Annotated in this window: 14 protein-coding genes, 5 tRNA genes and 2 pseudogenes; all 21 read left to right on the top strand. The window is 65.3% G+C overall.

Going from position 1 to position 21714, the window contains the following annotated elements; translation table 11 throughout:
- Positions 1-114: 114 nt before the first annotated feature.
- The 21 genes and pseudogenes from HIV01_RS08920 to rpoC all read left to right on the top strand — a co-directional run bounded on the left by HIV01_RS08920 (position 115) and on the right by rpoC (position 21617).
- Positions 115-1800: a tetratricopeptide repeat protein gene (locus tag HIV01_RS08920; protein ID WP_200606528.1), complete on the top strand. Its 1686-nt coding sequence runs from the start codon at positions 115-117 to the stop codon at positions 1798-1800.
- Positions 1797-2426: a lipoprotein insertase outer membrane protein LolB gene (gene lolB / locus HIV01_RS08915; RefSeq protein WP_200606526.1), complete on the top strand. Its 630-nt coding sequence runs from the start codon at positions 1797-1799 to the stop codon at positions 2424-2426. Before HIV01_RS08920 ends, lolB begins: the two co-directional genes overlap by 4 nt.
- Before the next feature lie 23 nt (positions 2427-2449).
- A complete protein-coding gene (gene ispE / locus HIV01_RS08910) occupies positions 2450-3337 on the top strand; it encodes a 4-(cytidine 5'-diphospho)-2-C-methyl-D-erythritol kinase (RefSeq protein ID WP_200606524.1) in 888 nt (295 codons plus the stop codon).
- 68 nt (positions 3338-3405) lie between these two features.
- Positions 3406-3482: transfer RNA gene (locus tag HIV01_RS08905), tRNA-Gln, on the top strand.
- An 80-nt stretch (positions 3483-3562) separates the two neighbouring features.
- On the top strand, positions 3563-4522 hold the full coding sequence (locus HIV01_RS08900; RefSeq protein ID WP_158733609.1) for a ribose-phosphate diphosphokinase: 960 nt from the start codon (positions 3563-3565) through the stop codon (positions 4520-4522).
- A gap of 112 nt (positions 4523-4634) precedes the next feature.
- Entirely contained in the window at positions 4635-5288 is a 654-nt protein-coding gene (locus HIV01_RS08895) for a 50S ribosomal protein L25/general stress protein Ctc (RefSeq protein WP_200606523.1), read from the top strand.
- A gap of 56 nt (positions 5289-5344) precedes the next feature.
- Positions 5345-5929 carry an aminoacyl-tRNA hydrolase gene (gene pth, locus HIV01_RS08890; RefSeq protein ID WP_200606522.1) on the top strand — a complete coding sequence of 195 codons (585 nt, stop codon included), beginning with the start codon at positions 5345-5347 and terminating at the stop codon, positions 5927-5929.
- A gap of 59 nt (positions 5930-5988) precedes the next feature.
- Positions 5989-7080, top strand: a pseudogene (ychF, locus tag HIV01_RS08885) (redox-regulated ATPase YchF).
- A gap of 126 nt (positions 7081-7206) precedes the next feature.
- Positions 7207-7292 (top strand) — tRNA-Tyr (locus tag HIV01_RS08880).
- A gap of 105 nt (positions 7293-7397) precedes the next feature.
- Positions 7398-7471: transfer RNA gene (locus HIV01_RS08875), tRNA-Gly, on the top strand.
- A 37-nt stretch (positions 7472-7508) separates the two neighbouring features.
- Positions 7509-7584 (top strand) — tRNA-Thr (locus HIV01_RS08870).
- A 52-nt stretch (positions 7585-7636) separates the two neighbouring features.
- A complete protein-coding gene (gene tuf, locus HIV01_RS08865) occupies positions 7637-8827 on the top strand; it encodes an elongation factor Tu (protein ID WP_200606508.1) in 1191 nt (396 codons plus the stop codon).
- A 175-nt stretch (positions 8828-9002) separates the two neighbouring features.
- Positions 9003-9078 (top strand) — tRNA-Trp (locus HIV01_RS08860).
- Positions 9079-9168: 90 nt separating this feature from the next.
- Positions 9169-9546: a preprotein translocase subunit SecE gene (gene secE / locus HIV01_RS08855; protein WP_158733605.1), complete on the top strand. Its 378-nt coding sequence runs from the start codon at positions 9169-9171 to the stop codon at positions 9544-9546.
- A gap of 4 nt (positions 9547-9550) precedes the next feature.
- Positions 9551-10120, top strand: coding sequence for a transcription termination/antitermination protein NusG (gene nusG / locus HIV01_RS08850; protein WP_200606520.1), 570 nt, complete (start codon positions 9551-9553; stop codon positions 10118-10120).
- 213 nt (positions 10121-10333) lie between these two features.
- Positions 10334-10762 (top strand): 50S ribosomal protein L11, encoded by a 429-nt coding sequence (gene rplK / locus HIV01_RS08845; RefSeq protein WP_200606519.1) that lies wholly within the window; start codon positions 10334-10336, stop codon positions 10760-10762.
- A gap of 3 nt (positions 10763-10765) precedes the next feature.
- The gene (rplA, locus tag HIV01_RS08840) at positions 10766-11464 is read left to right on the top strand and encodes a 50S ribosomal protein L1 (protein ID WP_207527150.1); all 699 of its coding nucleotides are present in this window, start codon (positions 10766-10768) and stop codon (positions 11462-11464) included.
- Between the two features lie 366 nt (positions 11465-11830).
- Positions 11831-12367, top strand: coding sequence for a 50S ribosomal protein L10 (rplJ, locus tag HIV01_RS08835; RefSeq protein WP_158733601.1), 537 nt, complete (start codon positions 11831-11833; stop codon positions 12365-12367).
- An 83-nt stretch (positions 12368-12450) separates the two neighbouring features.
- The gene (gene rplL / locus HIV01_RS08830; protein WP_200606516.1) at positions 12451-12822 is read left to right on the top strand and encodes a 50S ribosomal protein L7/L12; all 372 of its coding nucleotides are present in this window, start codon (positions 12451-12453) and stop codon (positions 12820-12822) included.
- A gap of 284 nt (positions 12823-13106) precedes the next feature.
- Complete coding sequence (rpoB, locus tag HIV01_RS08825) at positions 13107-17273, top strand: DNA-directed RNA polymerase subunit beta (protein ID WP_207527168.1); 4167 nt, start codon at positions 13107-13109, stop codon at positions 17271-17273.
- 113 nt (positions 17274-17386) lie between these two features.
- Positions 17387-21617 (top strand): annotated as a pseudogene (gene rpoC, locus HIV01_RS08820) (DNA-directed RNA polymerase subunit beta').
- Positions 21618-21714 lie beyond the last annotated feature (97 nt).

The raw sequence follows: 21714 nt of genomic DNA, 5'->3' as shown, positions 1-21714 counted from the left end.
ACTTCGCCGACTGGGGCCTCTTCCGTTCAGGTGCTTGCGATAAGCTGCTGGCTACCGCGGAGGCCGACATTCTACCGGCCCCGTCCCCTCCAGGTTGACCTGCAGGCTTGATCGATGCCCGTTGCCTTGCGCACGTACTGTTTCATTCTTGTCGCCCTGCTGGCCGCCGGACCGCTGGCGGCCGCGGAGAAAGTGGCAAAGCCCGGCCCCGTCACCGACCCCACCGAGGCCTCGCTCGAGCCGCTGCTGGCCGGTGAGTTCGCCCTGCAGTCGGGGCGGCTGGACGAGGCCGCCAAGTCCTACCTGGACGCCGCCCGCGCCGCCGACGATGTCGCCCTGGCCGAACGCGCGACCCGCATCGCCCTGCTCGCCAAGGACGACAAGCGCGCCGCCGAGGCTCTGGCGCTGTGGCGCCAGCAGGGAGGCGAAGGCCTGAACCTGGCGGCGGCCGAAGCCGTCCTGGCGATCCGCCGCGGCGACGAACGTGCCGCCCGCAAGTACCTCAAGCAGTTGCTGCAGGCGCCGGGCGACAGCGGCTGGCGCCAGGCGCTGGGGGTGCTCAGCGGTGGTGCGCGCGACCCAAAGCAATCGGCGCGCCTGCTCGAGCGACTGGTCAAGGACGGCAGCATCCCCAACAAGCTGCCGGCCTGGCTGGCCTTTGGCGGGCTGGCGCAGGGCCTGGAACAGCCCGAGCTGGTCGAGCGCATCGTCGCCGAAGTGGTCGAACGCTTCCCGGGTGAGGCCCGCGTCGGTCTGCTGCGCGCCAGCCAGCTGCGCGAGGCAGGCAAGGACGACGAGGCCCGCAAGCTGCTGGCATCGCTGTCGGAGCAGGCCGGTGACGACCGTGATCTGCGCCGCGCCCTGGCCGACGAATACCACCGCCTGGGCGATTACCCCGCGGCCGAAGCGGTGCTCGCCAAGGGGCCGCAGGACGACCAGACCTATGCACTGCGCGCGGCATTGCTGGCCCAGAGCGAGGACAAGCAGTCGCTGACGCGGTTGTACGAAGAGCTTCGCACCAGCGCGTCCAAGCCCGACCCGCAGCGACGCCTGCTGCTGGGCCAGATGGCCGAGTTCCTCGACCGCTTCGACGAAGCGCTGGACTGGTACGGCGGTGTGCCTGGTGGCGAACAGCGCTGGACGGCGCGCCTGCGCAGCGCCAACGTGCTGCACGAGCTCAACCGCGACGCCGAGGCCTACAAGCTGCTGCGCGAACTGCAGGCCGATGCTGCCGCCGACGACGAATCCCGTCGCGATGCCTACCTGCTGGAGGCGGCGCTGCGCGAGAAGGACAAGGACCAGCCCGGCGAACTCGACGCCTACGCGCGCGGCCTGGCGGCATTCCCCGACGATCCGGAAGTTCTCTACGCGCGCGCCCTGGGCTGGGAGCGTCATGACGATGTCGCGCGTGCCGAAGCCGACCTGCGCAAGATCCTGGTGGCCGAACCGGACAACGTCGCCGCGCTCAACGCGCTGGGCTACACCCTGGCAGACCGCACCACGCGCTACCAGGAAGCCCTGCAGCTGATCGAACGCGCGCGCACCGCCGAACCCGACAATCCCGCGATCATCGACAGTTACGGCTGGGTGCTCTATCGACTCGGTCGCAACGAGGAGGCACTGGTCGAACTGCGCCGCGCCCTGACCTTGCAGAAGGACGCCGAGATCGCCGCGCACCTTGCGGAAGTGTTGTGGGTGACCGGTCGCAAGGATGAAGCACGCAAGTACTTCGACCAGTCGCGCAAGCTCGATCCGGACAACCGCTCGCTCAAGCGCGCGCTGGAGAAGACCGGCGCATGAAGATCCGCTACTCGTTGTGTGTGGCCGCGTTGTCCATGACGGTGCTGGCCGGCTGCGTGTCGAGCCCGACCCGCGCCCCGGCCGTGCCGGTCGACCCGGTCCAGGCGCAGGCCAACGACCAGCGCCGCGGTGATGTCGGCGAGTGGTCGCTGTCGGGCCGCATTGCCGTCTCCAACGGCAAGCAGGGCGGCAGCGGCCGCATCGACTGGCAACAGACGCAGGGCCGCTATGCGATCTCGCTGAGCGCCCCGGTGACCCGCCAGAGCTGGCGCCTCAGCGGCGACGCAGCCGGTGCGCGCCTGGAGGGTGTCGAAGGCGGGACGCGCGAGAGCGCGGACGTCGAATCCATGCTGCAGGCAACGACCGGCTGGGACATCCCCGTGCGCGCGCTCTCGGACTGGGTGCGTGGCATCGGTGCGACCTCGGCCGAGTACGGCCCGGCGAAGGTCGAGTACGGCGCCGGCAACCTGCCGTCGCGCCTGCAACAGGCCGGCTGGCTGATCGAATACCAGGAGTGGCAGCCGGCCTCGGCTGGCCCGGTCATGCCGGCCCGGCTGGTGGCCACGCGCGGCCAGGCCAAGGTCCGCCTGATCGTCGATCAGTGGTCGCTCGGCGCGCCCCAGTGAGTCATGAGGCAATGAGTTCGGCGATGTCTGAAGTTGGGAACCAGGCTGGGTGGTCGCTGTGGCCGGCCCCCGCCAAGCTGAACCTGTTCCTCCGTATCACCGGGCGTCGAGACGATGGCTACCACCTCCTGCAGACGGTGTTCCGCTTGCTCGACTGGGGCGACTCGATCCGGTTGCGGGTCCGTGACGACGGCCAGATCCGCCGCCATGGCGCCAGCGCGCCAGGCGTGGCCGAGGCCGACGACCTCACGGTCCGCGCCGCCAAGTTGCTGCAATTGGAATCTAACAGCCCGTATGGTGCCGACATCGTCGTCGAAAAGCGCATCCCGTCGGGCGGCGGGTTCGGCGGTGGTTCGTCCGATGCGGCGACCGTTATGGTCGCACTCGATGCCCTTTGGGGCACCGCGCTCGGCGAGGACCGCCTGGCCGCCCTGGGGCTGCAGCTCGGTGCCGACGTGCCGGTGTTCGTCCGCGGTCGCGATGCCTGGGCCGAAGGGGTGGGGGAGAAGCTCACCCCGATCGATCTGGCGCCGGCCTGGTACGTGCTGGCCGACCCCGGCGTGCACGCGCCGACCGCAGCGTTGTTCCGTGCCCCTGAATTGACGCGTGATGCCGCGCCCGCGACAATAGCGGACTTCGTTTCGGGTGTGCCGCTCGGGAATGCGTTCGAGCCGGTATTGCGCGTGCGCGAACCCGCCGTAGAGGCGGTGTTTGCAGCACTTTCGCAGATCGGCTCGCCGCGCCTGACCGGGTCTGGCAGCGGCTGTTTCGTCGAATTCGCATCACGCGAGGACGCCGAGGCGGCACTGGTGGCACTACCGCAGGGTCTTCGGGCCTGGCTGGCAACGGGAGCCTCGCGCTCGCCGCTGCTGGAGGCGCGAAGCAGGTGGGAAGGAGCGGGGAGCGAGTAGCGGCCGAATCAGGCTCCGGCTCATTCCTGCTGCAGTCCCCGCCGGAATGGACCTCATGTACCTCATGCAGGGGCGTCGCCAAGAGGCCCAAGGCACCAGGTTTTGATCCTGGCATCCGTAGGTTCGAATCCTACCGCCCCTGCCAATTCATTGCGGACCGCAGCGGCCTTTCCGGTGCGGACGCCCCCGGATAACCGCCACGGTCAGAGCGAAGCGGAGAGCACTGTGCAAAACGATCGGAACCTGCTGATTTTCAGCGGCAATGCCAACCGCCCGCTGGCCGACGCGGTGTGCAAGGAGCTCGGCATCCGCCTGGGCAAGGCTCTCGTCAGCCGTTTCTCGGACGGCGAGGTGCAGGTCGAGATCGAAGAGAACGTGCGCCGCCAGGAAGTGTTCGTGATCCAGCCGACGAACGCGCCCACGGCCGAGAATTTCATGGAACTGCTGGTGCTGGTGGATGCGCTCAAGCGCGCCTCGGTGGCCAGCGTGACCGCGGTGGTGCCGTACTTCGGTTACGCCCGCCAGGATCGCCGCCCGCGTTCCTCGCGCGTGCCGATCACCGCCAAGGTGGCGGCAAAGATGTTCAGCGCGGTCGGTACCGATCGCGTGTTGACGGTCGACCTGCACGCCGACCAGATCCAGGGTTTCTTCGATATCCCGGTCGACAACGTGTATGCCTCGCCGCTGCTGCTCGCCGACATCTGGCGCGCGCACGGCACCGACAACATGGTGGTGGTCTCGCCTGACGTGGGTGGCGTGGTCCGCGCCCGCGCGATCGCCAAGCGCCTCGACGATGCCGACCTGGCGATCATCGACAAGCGCCGCCCGCGCGCCAACGTCTCCACGGTGATGAACATCATCGGTGACGTCGAAGGCAAGACCTGCGTCCTGGTCGACGACATCGTCGACACCGCCGGCACGTTGTGCGCTGCCGCCGCTGCCCTCAAGCAGCGCGGCGCGGTCAAGGTCGCCGCCTACTGCACCCACCCGGTGCTGTCGGGCGCGGCGATCGACAACGTGACCAAGTCGCAGCTCGACGAGCTGGTGGTGACCGACACCATCCGCCTGTCGGACGCGGCCAAGGCCTGCAACAAGATCCGCCAGCTCAGCGTTGCCGAGCTGTTGGCTGAAACGATCCGCCGCGTTGCCTTCGGTGAATCGGTCAGCTCGTTGTACGTGGACTAAGAATTCGCGGCGACGGCTCCGGTCGTTGCCGCAAACGCCGCTCACCTGGTCGCGGGTGAGCGTTCATCCCCGTCGCGAGACGGGTTCATAGCAGTAAAAGTGAGTAATCCAAATGTCTGAACACATCCTCAAGGCCACTGGCCGCAGCGTCGAAGGGAAGGGTGCGAGCCGCCGTCTTCGTCATGCCGCCAGCATCCCGGCCATCGTCTACGGCGGCAAGTCCGCGCCGCAGCCCATCCAGCTCGACCACGAGAAGACCTGGCTGGCCCAGCAGAACGAGTGGTTCTACTCCTCGATCCTGACCCTCGAGATCGACGGCAAGGCCGAGCCGGTCCTGCTGCGTGACATGCAGCGCCATCCGTTCAAGCAGATCATCATGCACCTGGACTTCCAGCGCGTTGATCTGAACCAGGCGCTGAAGGCTGCCGTGCCGCTGCACTTCCTCAACCAGGACAGCTCGCCGGCCGGCAAGGCCGCCGACGTGGTCATCACCCACGAGCTCAACGAAGTCACCGTCAGCTGCCTGCCCAAGGACCTGCCGGAGTTCATCGAAGTCGACCTGGCCAAGCTGGCCGTCGGCGACGTGGTGCACCTGTCGGACATCAAGCTGCCCAAGGGCGTCGAGCTGCCGGAACTGAAGCTGGGCAAGGAACACGACGTTGCCGTCGTGATGGCCAAGCACGGTCGCGTCGAATCCGAGGAAACCTCGGAAGAGACCCCGGCCGAAGTGCCGGCGACCAAGGCCGCCAAGAAGGACGAGAAGTAATCACGTCCCGTGCGCCTGCCCGCAACCGCGGGCAGGCCACTGCGTGAGATTCTCTGATGGCTGCTGGTCTGCGCCTCATTGTCGGCCTGGGAAATCCCGGAGCCGAACACCTCCGGACCCGGCACAACGCCGGGTTCTGGTTTGTGGACGCCCTGGCTTCACGCCTGGGCGGCCGCTTTGGTCTGGAATCCAAGCTGTTCGGCGAGACCTGCAAGGTCGACATCGCCGGCCAGCCGGTCTGGCTGCTCAAGCCGGCCACTTTCATGAACCTGTCCGGCAAGTCCGTCACCGCGGCCCTGCGCTACTGGAAGATCGAGCCGGAGCAGATGCTGGTCTGCCACGATGAGCTCGACCTCGACGCCGGCGTCGCCCGCATCAAGTTCGACGGTGGTCATGGCGGCCAGAACGGCCTGCGCGACATCAGCCAGCTGCTCGGCCACGGCAAGTACCACCGCCTGCGCATCGGCATTGGCCATCCGGGCCACAAGGATCGCGTCACCTCCTGGGTGCTGGGCCGTCCCGGCAGCGCCGACGAGGCGATGATCCTGCGCGCCATCGACGACGCCCAGGACGTACTGCCCCTGGCGGTCACCGGCGACTTCAACGAGGCCATGAAGCGGCTGCACACGCCGCGGGCCTGAGTTCCACCCCCATTCCTGGTGCCGGCGCTGCCGGTACTGCAACAGAGCGAGAAAGCGTCATGGGCATCAAATGCGGCATCGTCGGCCTGCCTAACGTCGGCAAGTCGACCCTCTTCAACGCCCTGACCAAGGCCGGCATCGCGGCGGCCAACTTCCCGTTCTGCACGATCGAACCCAACGTCGGCGTGGTGCCGGTGCCCGATCCGCGCCTGATCGCGCTGTCAGAGATCGTCAAGCCGCAGAAGTGCATCCCCACCGCGGTCGAGTTCGTCGACATCGCCGGCCTGGTCGCCGGTGCCGCCAGCGGCGAGGGCCTGGGTAACAAGTTCCTGGCCCATATCCGCGAGGTCGACGCGATCACCCACGTGGTGCGCTGCTTCGAGAATCCGGACGTCATCCACGTCAACAACAAGGTCGACCCGATCGCCGACATCGAGACGATCGATACCGAGCTGGCCCTGGGCCGACCTGGAATCGGTCGAAAAGGCCCTGCAGCGCGCCGAGCGCACCGCCAAGACCGGCGACAAGGACGCCAAGATCCGCGTCGAGGTGCTGGGCCGTGTCCGCGCCGGGCTGGATTCGGGCAAGCCGGCGCGCGCGCTGGGCCTGTCGGAAGACGACCGCCTGCAGGTGCGCGACCTGTTCCTGCTGACCCTCAAACCGGTCATGTACGTCGCCAACGTCCTCGAGGACGGTTTCCACGACAACCCGCACCTGGACGCGTGCGCGAGCGCGCGGTGGGCGAGGGCGCCGAGGTGGTGCCGGTGTGCGCGGCGATCGAGGAGGAGCTCAGCCAGCTCGAGGACGCCGACCGCGACGCCTTCCTGACCGACCTTGGCCTCGACGAGCCGGGCCTGAACCGGGTGATCCGCGCCGCCTACAAGCTGCTGGGCCTGCAGACCTACTTCACCGCCGGCGTGAAGGAAGTCCGCGCCTGGACGGTGAAGTCCGGTTCGACCGCGCCGCAGGCCGCCGCGGTGATCCACACCGACTTTGAAAAGGGCTTCATCCGCGCCGAAACCATCGCGTATGACGACTACATCAAGTACAAAGGCGAGTCCGGTGCCCGCGACGCCGGTCGCCTGCGCCTGGAAGGCAAGGAATACCGCGTCCAGGAAGGCGACGTGCTGCACTTCCGCTTCAACGTCTGAGTGTCCGTCCGCTCGCCTTCGGGCTTGCGGGCAGCGTTTTGATGAGATTTTGCCGCTATGTTGAAAATAGATGTGTAAACATCGTTGACAACCTCGTCGGTCGGTCCCAAAATTGCTGGCTCTTTTGGAGGGATACCCAAGCGGCCAACGGGGGCAGACTGTAAATCTGCTGGCTTACGCCTTCGGTGGTTCGAATCCACCTCCCTCCACCAGATTCATCCGGTCGCAAGGTCGGCAGTGAACAAGCGGTAGCAACAGGCAACAAACCGGTGGCGTTACCAACCATCGGCGCAGTACCCAAGCAGGTAGGTTCCGGCGCGGGAGTAGTTCAACGGTAGAACCTCAGCCTTCCAAGCTGATGGTGCGGGTTCGATTCCCGTCTCCCGCTCCATTGAACGCCGCGACGTCCCACCTGCTAGGCACAATCTGCTCACGTAGCTCAGTCGGTAGAGCACCTCCTTGGTAAGGAGGAGGTCGAAGGTTCGATTCCTTTCGTGAGCACCACTACAAGCGATCCACCAACGTAATTCCGTCCTACAAGCGAGAGTCGACTGTCATGGCCAAGGGTAAGTTTGAGCGCACCAAGCCGCACGTGAACGTGGGCACGATCGGTCACGTCGACCACGGCAAGACGACGCTGACGGCGGCACTGACGAAGGTGGGCGCGGAGCGTTTCGGTGGCGAGTTCAAGGCGTACGACGCGATCGACGCGGCGCCGGAAGAGAAGGCTCGCGGCATCACGATCTCGACCGCACACGTCGAGTACGAGAGCCCGAACCGCCACTACGCACACGTGGACTGCCCGGGCCACGCCGACTACGTGAAGAACATGATCACGGGTGCGGCGCAGATGGACGGCGCGATCCTGGTGTGCTCGGCCGCTGACGGCCCGATGCCGCAGACGCGCGAGCACATCCTGCTGTCGCGCCAGGTCGGCGTGCCGTACATCGTCGTGTTCCTGAACAAGGCCGACATGGTCGACGACGCCGAGCTGCTCGAGCTGGTCGAGATGGAAGTCCGTGAGCTGCTGTCGAAGTACGACTTCCCGGGCGACGACACCCCGATCATCCACGGTTCGGCCCGTCTGGCGCTGGAAGGCGACCAGTCGGAAATCGGCGTGCCGGCGATCCTGAAGCTGGTCGACGCGCTCGACACCTTCATCCCGGAGCCGCAGCGTGACGTCGACAAGGCGTTCCTGATGCCGGTGGAAGACGTGTTCTCGATCTCGGGCCGCGGCACCGTGGTGACCGGCCGTATCGAGCGCGGCATCATCAAGGTCGGCGACGAAATCGAAATCGTCGGTATCCGTCCGACCCAGAAGACGACCGTCACCGGCGTCGAGATGTTCCGCAAGCTGCTCGACCAGGGTCAGGCAGGCGACAACGCCGGTCTGCTGCTGCGCGGCACCAAGCGTGACGACGTCGAGCGCGGCCAGGTGCTGTGCAAGCCGGGTTCGATCACCCCGCACACCGAGTTCGAAGCCGAGGTGTACGTGCTGTCGAAGGACGAGGGCGGCCGTCACACCCCGTTCTTCAAGGGCTACCGTCCGCAGTTCTACTTCCGCACGACCGACATCACCGGCGCAGTGACGCTGCCGGAAGGCGTCGAGATGGTCATGCCGGGCGACAACATCAAGATGGTCGTCTCACTGATCAACCCGGTCGCGATGGACGAAGGCCTGCGCTTCGCAATCCGCGAAGGCGGCCGCACCGTCGGCGCCGGCGTCGTGGCGAAGATCATCAAGTAATGATTTGATCCGGGCGCGCGAGAGCGCGCCCGGATTTGTTCGTTTAGCCGTAGATGTTGTGGACTTCCCGGCGAGTCGGCAGCGGCTCGCCGTCGCCGTCTAAGGGAGTCTGAACTTCGGTGCTGAATCCGGGTCCAACCCCGCTTCAGGCAAATCCGTTAAGCTTTATCGATGTACGCCAGTAGCTCAATTGGCAGAGCAGCGGTCTCCAAAACCGCAGGTTGGGGGTTCGAGTCCCTCCTGGCGTGCCACTACATGCGGGCGCTTCCGCACAGCCCCGGTCATCCGTGGTCGGGTCGTACCACCTACAGACGTGGCCTCACCGCTGCGCGATGGATCGGATGAACAGCAAGGTCGAACAACACGGATCCTCCTCCGCCGGCGACATCGTCAAGTACGCACTTGCCGTGCTGCTGGTCGCTGCGGGCGTGGCCGCCTACATCTACTTCGACCAGTGGGCCGGCGCGCTGCGCGCCCTGGCCGTCGCTGGCGGCCTGGTCCTGGGTGCCGGTGTGTTCCTGACCAGCTCCAAGGGCCTGCAAACCCGCGAATTCCTGTCTGAATCGCGCTTCGAGCTGCGCAAGGTTGTCTGGCCGACCCGCCAGGAAGCCATGCGCACCACCTGGGTGGTCATGATTGCCGTCGCCGTGCTGAGCCTGATCCTGGCCGGTTTCGACGTGGTGATCCAGGCCGCAGTCAAGTTCCTGCTGGGGCGCTGAAGAAATGAGCGAAGTGCATAAGCGTTGGTACGTGGTACATGCCTACTCGGGCTTCGAGAAGTCCGTGGCACAGGCGCTGCGTGACCGTATCGTTCGCGACGGCATGCAGGAGCGTTTCGGCGAAGTGCTGGTCCCGACCGAAGAAGTCGTGGAAATGCGCTCCGGCCAGAAGCGTCGTTCCGAGCGCAAGTTCTTCCCGGGCTATGTCCTGGTCCAGATCGCGACCCATGACGAAGCGGGCATCCCGCGCATGGACAACGAGAGCTGGCACCTGGTCAAGGAGACCCCGAAGGTGATGGGCTTCATCGGCGGCACCGCCGACCGCCCGCTGCCGATCGCCGACCACGAGGCCGACATGATCCTGCAGCGCGTGCAGGAAGGCGTCGAGAAGCCCAAGCCCAAGGTGCTGTTCGAGCCGGGCGAGATGGTCCGGGTCATCGACGGCCCGTTCAACGACTTCAACGGCGTGGTCGAAGAGATCAACTACGAGAAGAGCCGCCTGCGCGTGGCCGTGCTCATCTTCGGCCGCTCGACCCCGGTCGAGCTGGAATTCGGGCAGGTCGAGAAGGCCTGACCCGGCTCGGCGCCGGAGCCTGGCTTCCGGCGCTAAATTGCTGATATACTTGCTGGCTCGCCGCTTTTAGCGCGATCCAGAAGCCCCGGCCGCCGCATGGCGGCCGTTGGCGTGCTGCAGAACAAGTTACTAACAACGTGATGTCGGGACACGTGATTTTCCCGGCGCGATGGGGAGCCTGAAGTCCAGGCGTTTGCACCCGGAGAGAGAGAAATGGCTAAGAAAGTAGTCGGTTACATCAAGTTGCAGGTCAAGGCCGGCCAGGCCAACCCGTCGCCGCCCGTCGGCCCGGCCCTGGGCCAGCGCGGCCTGAACATCATGGAGTTCTGCAAGGCATTCAACGCCGCGACCTCCAAGCTCGAGCCGGGTCTGCCGACGCCGGTCATCATCACCGCGTACTCGGACCGTACCTTCACCTTCATCACCAAGTCGACCCCGGCTTCGGTGCTGCTGAAGAAGGCCGCCGGCATCGCCTCGGGCTCCAAGCGCCCGAACACCGAGAAGGTGGGCAAGGTCACCCGCGCCCAGCTCGAAGCGATTGCCAAGCAGAAGGAAGCTGACCTCACGGCAGCCGACCTGGATGCAGCGGTCAAGACGATTGCGGGTTCGGCCCGCAGCATGGGTCTGGTGGTGGAGGGTTAAGACATGGCAATGACCAAGCGCGAAAAGGCCATCAAGGCCGCAGTTGTCCCGGGCAAGACCTACGCCATCGACGACGCACTCAAGATCGTGAAGACCGCCACCAAGGCCAAGTTCGTCGAGTCCGTCGACGTTGCCGTGCGCCTGGGCGTGGACGCGAAGAAGTCCGACCAGCAGGTTCGCGGTTCGACCGTGCTGCCGGCCGGTACCGGCAAGTCGGTGCGCGTGGCGGTGTTCGCCCCCGCCGGTGCGAAGGCTGACGAAGCCATCGCCGCTGGCGCCGAAGCCGTGGGCATGGACGACCTGGCCGAGAAGATGATGGCCGGCGACCTGAACTACGACGTCGTCATCGCCACCCCGGACGCCATGCGCGTCGTCGGTAAGCTGGGCCAGGTGCTCGGCCCGCGTGGCCTGATGCCGAACCCGAAGGTCGGCACCGTTTCGCCGAACCCGGCCGAAGCCGTCAAGAACGCCAAGGGCGGCCAGGTGCGTTACCGCACCGACAAGGCCGGCATCATCCACTGCACCATCGGCAAGGCTTCCTTCGAAGACGCCTCGCTGAAGGAAAACCTGACCGCGCTGCTGCTCGACCTGATCAAGGCCAAGCCGTCGTCCGCCAAGGGCCAGTACCTGCAGAAGATCTCGATCAGCACCACCATGGGCCCCGGCGTTGCCGTGGACGAGGGCACGCTGACGCTCAAGTGATGCAAGGCGCTCGCGCTTGCGCGAGCGTCAGTAAGAAACACGTCTCCGGGGAACACGCCGGAGACAAAATTTTGAGGGCATCGCCAAGACCTTCGGGTTCGAAGCGATAGCCGTCAAAGACCGCAGGTGCGGTCAGCGCCTACCGGCGACGGGCATGGATGCTCGACATGGCAAGGAATCGCCGTCGGTGGAAGCGGGGCTGCTTAATCCGGACTCGTTCGGGTCAGCCTGCGTAGATGGTGCCTTCTGGAAATCTTTCTGGAGTGGCCACCACCGGGATGTTCGCGCATCCCCGATGCCAGGGACGGTATCGCCCAGGACCGCAAGCGGCAGGAGCCGTAAGCGGAGTTCATTTGGAGGAGTGCAATGGCTCTCAATCTGTCCCAGAAGCAAGAAGTAGTAGCCGAGCTGGCAGAAGTCGCCGCCAAGGCCCACTCCTTGATTGCTGTCGAGTACGCGGGCACCACGGTCAGTCAGATGACCGCGATGCGCAAGAAGGCTCGTGAAACCGGCGTTTTCTTGAAAGTTGTCAAGAACACCCTGGCTTCGCGCGCCGTCGTCGGTACCGAGTACGAGTGCGCGAAAGACGTGCTCACCGGTCCGCTGCTGTACGCATTCTCGATGGAAGAACCCGGCGCTGCCGGTCGTCTGATCAAGGAATTCGCCAAGGGTAACGACAAGCTGCAGGCCAAGGTCGTCGCGATGGGTGGCCAGGTTTATCCGGCCAGCCACGTCGAAGTCCTCGCTTCGCTGCCGACCCTCGAACAGGCTCTGGCCATGCTGGCCCGCGTCCTCAACGAGCCGGCAACGATGTTCGCCCGCGCCGTCAAGGCAGTGGCCGACAAGCAGGGCGGTGGCGATGTTGCCGACGCCGAAGCCGAAGCAGTGGCGGAACCGGCGTAACACGTTATCTAACGTCCCGCCGACCCGTTTCGAAGCTCGCTTTACTAATCGATTCGTAAGATCAATTTCCAGAGGTTAATAACATGTCCCTGTCCAACGAACAGATCGTCGACGCCATTGCCGAGAAGACCCTTCTCGAGGTGATGGAGCTGGTCAAGGCGATCGAAGAGAAGTTCGGCGTCTCCGCCGCCGCTCCGGTCGTCGCTGCCGGCCCGGCCGTTGCCGCCGCCGTCGTCGAAGAGCAGACCGAGTTCAACGTCATCCTGAAGGCTGCCGGCGAGAAGAAGGTCGAAGTCATCAAGGCCGTCCGCGCCATCACCGGCCTGGGCCTGAAGGAAGCGAAGGACCTCGTCGAGGGTGCTCCGCAGACCGTCAAGGAAGCCGTCTCGAAGGACGACGCCGAGAAGTTCAAGAAGGACCTCGAGGCTGCCGGCGCATCGGTCGAGCTGAAGTAATTCAGTACTTGTGTCGCCGGCTCTTGGTTAAGAGCGTAGTACTGGCGACCACCTGAGGCTGGGGACGAAAGTCCCCGGCCTTTGGCCGTTCTTGAAGGGATGCCTTCAAGGGGCGGCGGAAACAAGCGTTACCCAACGAGTTGACAGTCGGAAGTAGCGGGAGAAGGCGTGCTGGTGCCGGCAATACCAGCGACTTCCCACTGGCAATTTTGATCCCCCGGTTTGCCGCGCAGGCGAACCACCGAAAATCTCCGAGGCGGTAGCTCACCATGACCACAGCTTCCATGACGACGGCCTCCAAGGCCATCTACTCGTTCACCGAAAAGAAGCGAATTCGCAAGGATTTCGGCAAGCGCAAATCCATCCTCGAAATTCCCTTCCTGCTGGCCATCCAGGTCGACTCGTACCGCGAGTTCCTGCAGGAAAACATCGATCCGGCCAAGCGCGCCGACCGCGGCCTGCACGCGGCCCTGAAGTCGGTGTTCCCGATCGCCAGCTACAGCGGCAATGCCGCGCTGGAATACGTCGGCTACAAGCTGGGCGATCCGCCGTTCGATGAGCGCGAGTGCCGTAACCGCGGCCTCTCCTACGGCGCCCCGCTGCGCGTGACCGTGCGCCTGGTGATCTACGACCGTGAGTCGTCGACCAAGGCCATCAAGTACGTGAAGGAGCAGGAGGTCTACATGGGCGAGATTCCGCTCATGACCGACAACGGCACCTTCATCGTCAACGGCACCGAGCGCGTCATCGTCTCGCAGCTGCACCGCAGCCCGGGCGTGTTCTTCGACCACGACCGCGGCAAGACCCACAGCTCGGGCAAGCTGCTGTACAGCGCCCGCATCATTCCTTACCGCGGTTCCTGGCTCGACTTCGAGTTCGACCCGAAGGATGCGCTGTTCACCCGTATCGACCGTCGCCGCAAGCTGCCGGTGACCGTGCTGCTGCGCGCACTGGGCTACAACAACGAAGAAATGCTGCGCGAGTTCTTCGAGATCAACACCTTCCACATCATGCCCGAGGGCGTGCAGTGGGAGCTGGTCTCCGAGCGCCTGCGCGGTGAAACGCTCGACTTCGACCTGGCCGACGGCGACAAGATCATCGTCGAGGCCGGCAAGCGCATCACCGCGCGCCACGTCAAGCAACTGGAGGCCTCGGGTATTGCCGCCCTGGCCGTGCCGGACAGCTACCTGGTGGGCCGCATCCTGTCGCACGACGTCGTCGACTCGAAGACCGGCGAACTGCTGGCCACGGCCAACGACGAGATCAACGAAGACCAGCTGGCCTCGTTCCGCAAGGCCGGCATCGACGCGGTCGGCACCCTGTGGGTGAACGACCTCGATCGTGGCGCCTACCTGTCCAACACCCTGCGCATCGATCCGTCGAAGACGCAGCTGGAAGCGCTGGTCGAGATCTACCGCATGATGCGTCCGGGCGAGCCGCCGACCAAGGACGCCGCGCAGAACCTGTTCCACAACCTGTTCTTCACCTTCGAGCGCTACGACCTGTCGGCCGTGGGCCGGATGAAGTTCAACCGTCGCCTCGGCCGCAAGGAAACCGAGGGCGCTTCGGTGCTCTATGACGCCAAGTACTTTGCCGAGCGCAAGGACGAGGAGTCGGTGCGCCTGCGCAACGCCAACGGCGCCACGTCCGACATCCTCGACGTGATCCGTGTGCTGACCGAGATCCGCAACGGTCGCGGCACCGTCGACGACATCGACCACCTGGGCAACCGTCGCGTGCGTTCGGTCGGCGAAATGGCCGAGAACGTGTTCCGCGTCGGCCTGGTCCGCGTCGAGCGCGCGGTCAAGGAGCGCCTGTCGATGGCCGAGTCCGAAGGCCTGACCCCGCAGGAGCTGATCAACGCCAAGCCGGTGGCCGCCGCGATCAAGGAGTTCTTCGGCTCCTCGCAGCTGTCGCAGTTCATGGACCAGAACAACCCGCTGTCGGAAGTCACCCACAAGCGTCGCGTCTCGGCCCTAGGCCCTGGCGGCCTGACCCGTGAGCGCGCCGGCTTCGAAGTCCGCGACGTCCACCCGACCCACTACGGCCGCGTCTGCACCATCGAGACGCCGGAAGGCCCGAACATCGGCCTGATCAACTCGCTCGCCGTGTTCGCCCGCACCAACCGCTACGGCTTCCTCGAGACGCCGTACCGCAAGGTCATCGACGGCCGCGTCACCGACGCCGTCGAGTACCTGTCGGCGATCGAAGAGAACGAGTACGTCATCGCCCAGGCCAATGCACCGACCGACGACGACAACAACATCACCGCCCAGTTCGTCGCCTGCCGTTACGAGGGCGAGTCGATGCTGCGTCCGCCGAGCGAGATCCACTTCATGGACGTCTCGCCGATGCAGACCGTGTCGGTCGCTGCGGCCCTGGTGCCGTTCCTCGAGCACGACGACGCCAACCGCGCACTGATGGGCGCCAACATGCAGCGCCAGGCCGTGCCGACGCTGCGTGCGCAGAAGCCGCTGGTCGGTACCGGCATCGAGCGCGCCGTGGCGCGTGACTCGGGCGTGACCGTCAATGCCCGTCGTGGTGGCGTGATCGAGCAGATCGACGCAGGCCGCATCGTGGTCAAGGTCAACGAGAAGGAAATCGTTGGCGAGACCGATGCCGGCGTCGACATCTACACCCTGATCAAGTACACCCGCTCCAACCAGAACACCTGCATCAACCAGCGTCCGCTGGTGAACGTCGGTGACGTGGTTGCGCGCGGCGACGTGCTGGCGGACGGTCCGTCGACCGACATCGGCGAGCTCGCGCTCGGCCAGAACATGCTGGTCGCGTTCATGCCGTGGAACGGCTACAACTTCGAGGACTCGATCCTGCTCTCCGAGCGCGTGGTCGAGCAGGATCGTTACACCACGATCCACATCGAAGAGCTGACCTGCGTCGCCCGCGACACCAAGCTGGGACCGGAGGAAATCTCCGCCGACATCCCGAACGTCTCCGAGCAGGCCCTCAACCGCCTCGACGAGTCGGGCGTGGTCTACATCGGCGCCGAAGTGCGTGCCGGCGACATCCTGGTCGGCAAGGTCACGCCGAAGGGCGAGTCGCAGCTGACCCCGGAAGAGAAGCTGCTTCGCGCGATCTTCGGCGAGAAGGCCTCCGACGTTAAGGACAGCTCGCTGCGCGTTCCGCCGGGCATGGACGGCACCGTCATCGACGTGCAGGTCTTCACCCGCGACGGCATCGAGAAGGACAAGCGCGCGCGCCAGATCGAGGAATACGAGATCCGTCGCGTCAAGAAGGACTTCGACGACCAGTACCGCATCCTCGAAGCGGCCATCTATGACCGCCTGCGCACTCAGCTGATCGGTCGCGTCGCCAACGGCGGCGGTGGCCTGAAGAAGGGCGACACCGTCACCTCGCTCGTGCTGGAAGGCCTGTCCCGCAAGGACTGGTTCACCCTGCGCATGAAGGACGAGGAAGCGGTCGAAGCCATCGAGCGCGCGCAGAAGCAGATCGAGGTCCACAAGGCCGAGTTCGAGAAGCGCTTCGCCGACAAGCGCGGCAAGATCACCCAGGGCGATGACCTCGCACCGGGCGTGCTGAAGATGGTGAAGGTGTTCCTCGCGGTGAAGCGCCGCATCCAGCCGGGCGACAAGATGGCCGGCCGCCACGGCAACAAGGGTGTCGTGTCGACCATCGTGCCGGTGCAGGACATGCCGTACGCCGCCGACGGCCAGACCGTCGACATCGTGCTCAATCCGCTGGGCGTGCCGTCGCGTATGAACATCGGCCAGATCCTCGAAGTGCATCTGGGCTGGGCCGCAAAGGGCCTGGGCCAGAAGATCCAGCGCATGCTGGAAGCACAGCAGAAGGTCTCCGAGCTGCGTCAGTTCCTCGACGACATCTACAACCACGACACCAAGATCGCCGGTGACCGCGTCGACCTGACCCAGTTCAGCGACGAGGAGCTGCTGACGCTCGCCAAGAACCTGTGCGATGGCGTGCCGATGGCAACCCCGGTGTTCGACGGTGCCGCCGAGTCGGAGATCAAGCGCATGCTCGAGCTCGCCGACCTGCCCACCAGCGGCCAGACCATGCTGTTCGACGGTCGCACCGGTGAGTCGTTCGAGCGTCCGGTCACGGTCGGCTACATGCACATGCTGAAGCTGAACCACCTGGTCGACGACAAGATGCACGCCCGTTCCACTGGTCCGTACTCGCTCGTCACCCAGCAGCCGCTGGGCGGCAAGGCGCAGTTCGGTGGCCAGCGCTTCGGTGAGATGGAAGTCTGGGCGCTGGAAGCCTACGGCGCGGCCTACACCCTGCAGGAAATGCTGACGGTGAAGTCCGACGACGTGCAGGGCCGCAACCAGATGTACAAGAACATCGTCGACGGCGAGTACGAAATGGTCGCCGGCATGCCGGAGTCCTTCAACGTGCTTGTGAAGGAAATCCGCTCGCTCGCGATCAACATGGAGCTGGAAGAGAACTGAGGAAACTCAGGGCAGTCCGGAAGGGAGCCGGCCATCGCGCAAGCGACCGGCTCCCGCCCAGAAGCCCGATCTGACGCTTCCCCGATCTCTATTCCCGATTCCCGGAGAAAACCATGAAAGACCTTCTGAATCTGTTCAACCAGCAGCGACAGACCATCGACTTCGATGCGATCAAGATCGCGCTGGCTTCGCCCGACCTGATCCGTTCGTGGTCGTTCGGCGAAGTGAAGAAGCCGGAAACGATCAACTACCGCACGTTCAAGCCCGAGCGTGACGGCCTGTTCTGCGCCGCCATCTTCGGTCCGATCAAGGACTACGAGTGCCTGTGCGGCAAGTACAAGCGCATGAAGCACCGCGGCGTCGTCTGCGAGAAGTGCGGCACCGAGGTCACCCTGGCCAAGGTCCGTCGCGAGCGCATGGGCCACATCGACCTGGCTTCGCCGGTCGCGCACATCTGGTTCCTCAAGTCGCTGCCCTCGCGCATCGGCCTGATGCTGGACATGACCCTGCGTGACATCGAGCGCATCCTGTACTTCGAAGCGTACGTCGTCACCGAGCCGGGCCTGACCGCGCTCGAGCGCGGCAACCTGCTGACCGAAGAGCAGTTCCTGCAGGCGCGCCAGGAGCACGGCGACGACTTCGAGGCCGCCATGGGCGCCGAGGCCGTTTACGAGCTGCTGCGCACGATCGACCTGCAGTCGGAGATGGTCCAGCTGAAGGAAGAGATCTCCTCGACCAACAGCGAAACCAAGCTCAAGCGCCTCACCAAGCGCATCAAGCTGGTCGAAGCCTTCCTCGAGTCGGGCAACCGCCCGGAGTGGATGGTCATGACCGTGCTGCCGGTGCTGCCGCCGGACCTGCGTCCGCTGGTTCCGCTGGACGGCGGCCGCTTCGCGACCTCCGACCTCAATGACCTGTACCGCCGCGTCATCAACCGCAACAACCGCCTGCGTCGCCTGCTCGAACTCAATGCGCCCGACATCATCGTGCGCAACGAGAAGCGCATGCTGCAGGAGTCGGTTGACGCGCTGATGGACAACGGCCGTCGCGGCCGTGCCATCACCGGCACCAACAAGCGCCCGCTCAAGTCGCTCGCCGACATGATCAAGGGCAAGCAGGGTCGTTTCCGCCAGAACCTGCTGGGCAAGCGCGTCGACTACTCGGGCCGTTCGGTCATCGTGGTCGGCCCGACGCTGCGCCTGCACGAGTGCGGCCTGCCGAAGAAGATGGCGCTCGAGCTGTTCAAGCCCTTCATCTTCGCCAAGCTGCAGCGCCGTGGCCTGGCCACCACCATCAAGGCCGCCAAGAAGCTCGTCGAGCGCGAAGAGGCCGAGGTGTGGGACATCCTCGAAGAGGTGATCCGCGAGCATCCGGTCCTGCTGAACCGCGCACCGACGCTGCACCGCCTGGGCATTCAGGCGTTCGAGCCGGTGCTGATCGAAGGCAAGGCGATCCAGCTGCACCCGCTGGTCTGCACCGCGTTCAACGCCGACTTCGACGGTGACCAGATGGCCGTCCACGTGCCGCTCTCGCTGGAAGCCCAGCTGGAAGCGCGTGCGCTGATGATGGCGTCCAACAACATCCTGTCGCCGGCCAACGGCGAGCCGATCATCGTGCCGTCGCAGGACGTCGTTCTGGGCCTGTACTACATGACCCGCGGCCTTGAGAACAAGGCAGGCGAGGGCATGGCGTTCGCCAACGTCGCCGAAGTCAAGCGCGCCTACGACAACCGCGTCGTGCAGCTGCACGCCAAGTGCAAGGTCCGCATCACCGAGACGGTGAACAACGACGACGGCACCAGTGAGCAGAAGACCTCGATCGTCGACACGACCGTGGGTCGCGCCCTGCTGCGCGAGATCCTGCCGGAGGGCCTGCCGTTCGCGCTGGCCAACGTCGAGCTGACCAAGAAGAACATCAGCCGACTGATCAACTCCTGCTACCGCATGCTCGGCCTGAAGGACACGGTCGTGTTCGCCGACAAGCTGATGTACACCGGCTTCGCCTACGCGACCCGCGCCGGCGTCTCCATCGGCATCGACGACATGCTGATCCCGGTCGAGAAGAAGGGCATCCTGGCCGAGGCGGAAGCCGAGGTCCTGGAAATCCAGGAGCAGTACCAGTCGGGCCTGGTCACCGCCGGCGAGCGTTACAACAAGGTCGTCGACATCTGGTCGCGCACGAACGAGCGCGTGGCCAAGGCGATGATGGACGCGATCGGCACCGAGAAGGTGCTCAACGCCAAGGGCGAGACCATCGACCAGAAGTCGATGAACTCGATCTACATCATGGCCGACTCCGGCGCCCGTGGTTCGCAGGCCCAGATCCGTCAGCTCGCAGGTATGCGCGGCCTGATGGCCAAGCCGGACGGCTCGATCATCGAGACGCCCATCACCGCGAACTTCCGCGAAGGCCTGAACGTTCTCCAGTACTTCATCTCGACCCACGGTGCCCGTAAGGGCCTGGCCGATACCGCGCTGAAGACGGCGAACTCCGGTTACCTGACCCGTCGCCTCGTCGACGTGGCGCAGGACGTGGTGATCACCGAGGACGATTGCGGCACGCTGGAAGGCCTGACCATGACTCCGATCGTGGAAGGCGGCGACGTGGTCGAGCCGCTGCGCGACCGCGTGCTGGGTCGCGTCGTGGCCGAGGACGTGTTCCTGCCGGGCAACGACGAAGAGCCGATCGTCACCCGCAACACCCTGCTCGACGAGGGTTGGGTGCAGAAGCTCGACGACGCCAGCGTGCAGTCGATCAAGGTCCGTTCGACGATCACCTGCCGCAGCTCGTTCGGTGTCTGCGCCCACTGCTACGGTCGCGACCTCGGTCGCGGTCACCTGGTCAACCACGGCGAAGCGGTCGGCGTTGTCGCCGCGCAGTCGATCGGTGAGCCGGGTACGCAGCTGACCATGCGTACGTTCCACATCGGTGGTGCCGCATCGCGTGCCGCCGCCATCGACAACGTCACGGTCAAGACCACCGGTAGCATCAAGTTCAACAACCTCAAGCACGTCGATCACGCCGGCGGCCACCTGGTCGCGGTGTCGCGTTCGGGCGAGTTGTCGGTGCTCGACGGCCATGGCCGTGAGCGCGAGCGCTACAAGCTGCCGTACGGCGCCACCGTCAACGTCAAGGACGGCGCTTCGATCAAGGCCGGCCAGACCGTGGCCAGCTGGGATCCGCATAACCACCCGATCGTTTCGGAAGTCGCCGGTTTCGTTCGCTTCATCGACTTCGTCGATGGCGTGACCGTGATCGAGAAGACCGACGAACTGACCGGCCTGGCCTCGCGCGAGATCACCGATCCGAAGCGTCGCGGTTCGCAGGGCAAGGACCTGCGTCCGATCGTCCGCATCGTCGACAAGAACGGCAAGGACCTGTCGATTCCGGGTACCGACCTGCCGGCGCAGTACCTGCTGCCGCCGCGCTCGATCGTCAACCTGCAGGACGGCGCGCCGGTCGGCGTGGGCGACGTGGTCGCCAAGATCCCGCAGGAAGCGTCCAAGACCCGCGACATCACCGGTGGTCTGCCGCGCGTTGCCGACCTGTTCGAAGCGCGCAAGCCCAAGGACCCGGCGGTCCTGGGCCGAGCGTTCGGGCATCGTCTCCTTCGGTAAGGACACCAAGGGCAAGCAGCGCCTGATCATCAAGGACACCGACGGCAACGAGCACGAAGAGCTGATCCCCAAGTACCGCCAGATCATCGTGTTCGAAGGCGAGCACGTGGAGAAGGGCGAGACCGTGGTGGACGGCGAGCCGAGCCCGCAGGACATCCTGCGCCTGCTTGGTGTCGAGCCGCTGGCCGTGTACCTGACCAAGGAAATCCAGGACGTCTACCGCCTGCAGGGCGTGAAGATCAACGACAAGCACATCGAGGTGATCGTTCGCCAGATGCTGCGCAAGGTCGAGATCACCGACCAGGGCGACAGCAAGTTCCTCAACGGCGAGCAGGTCGAGCGTCAGCGTCTCATCGAAGAGAACGCCCGCCTGGCCGGTCGCAACGAGATCCTTGCCGGCTACGAGCCGGTCCTGCTGGGCATCACCAAGGCCTCGCTGGCGACCGAGTCGTTCATCTCGGCGGCCTCCTTCCAGGAGACCACCCGCGTCCTGACCGAGGCTGCCGTCCGCGGCACCCGTGACGGTCTGCGCGGCCTGAAGGAGAACGTGATCGTCGGTCGCCTGATCCCGGCCGGTACCGGTCTGGCGTACCACACGCTGCGTCGCAAGAACGCGTCGGGCCTGACCGACTCGGAAATGGAAGCGCTGTCGGCACCGGTCGCTTCGGCGATCGAGCCGGTCGCCGCGGAAGTGGCCGAGGTCGAAGGCGACTCGAGCGCCTCGTAAGCAGCAGACGGGGCAGGGCGGGAATTTCCCGCCCTGTTCCCACCCCGGATTGGCCTGGCCGGCTTGGATTGGCGCGGCAAATCCGGTTACAATTACG

It is taken from the genome of Lysobacter arenosi (genome assembly GCF_016613475.2).
Taxonomy (GTDB): Bacteria; Pseudomonadota; Gammaproteobacteria; order Xanthomonadales; family Xanthomonadaceae; genus Lysobacter_J; species Lysobacter_J arenosi.
The sequence above is the reverse complement of the archived record's forward strand: the minus strand, read 5'-3'. Positions and strand labels throughout refer to the sequence as shown.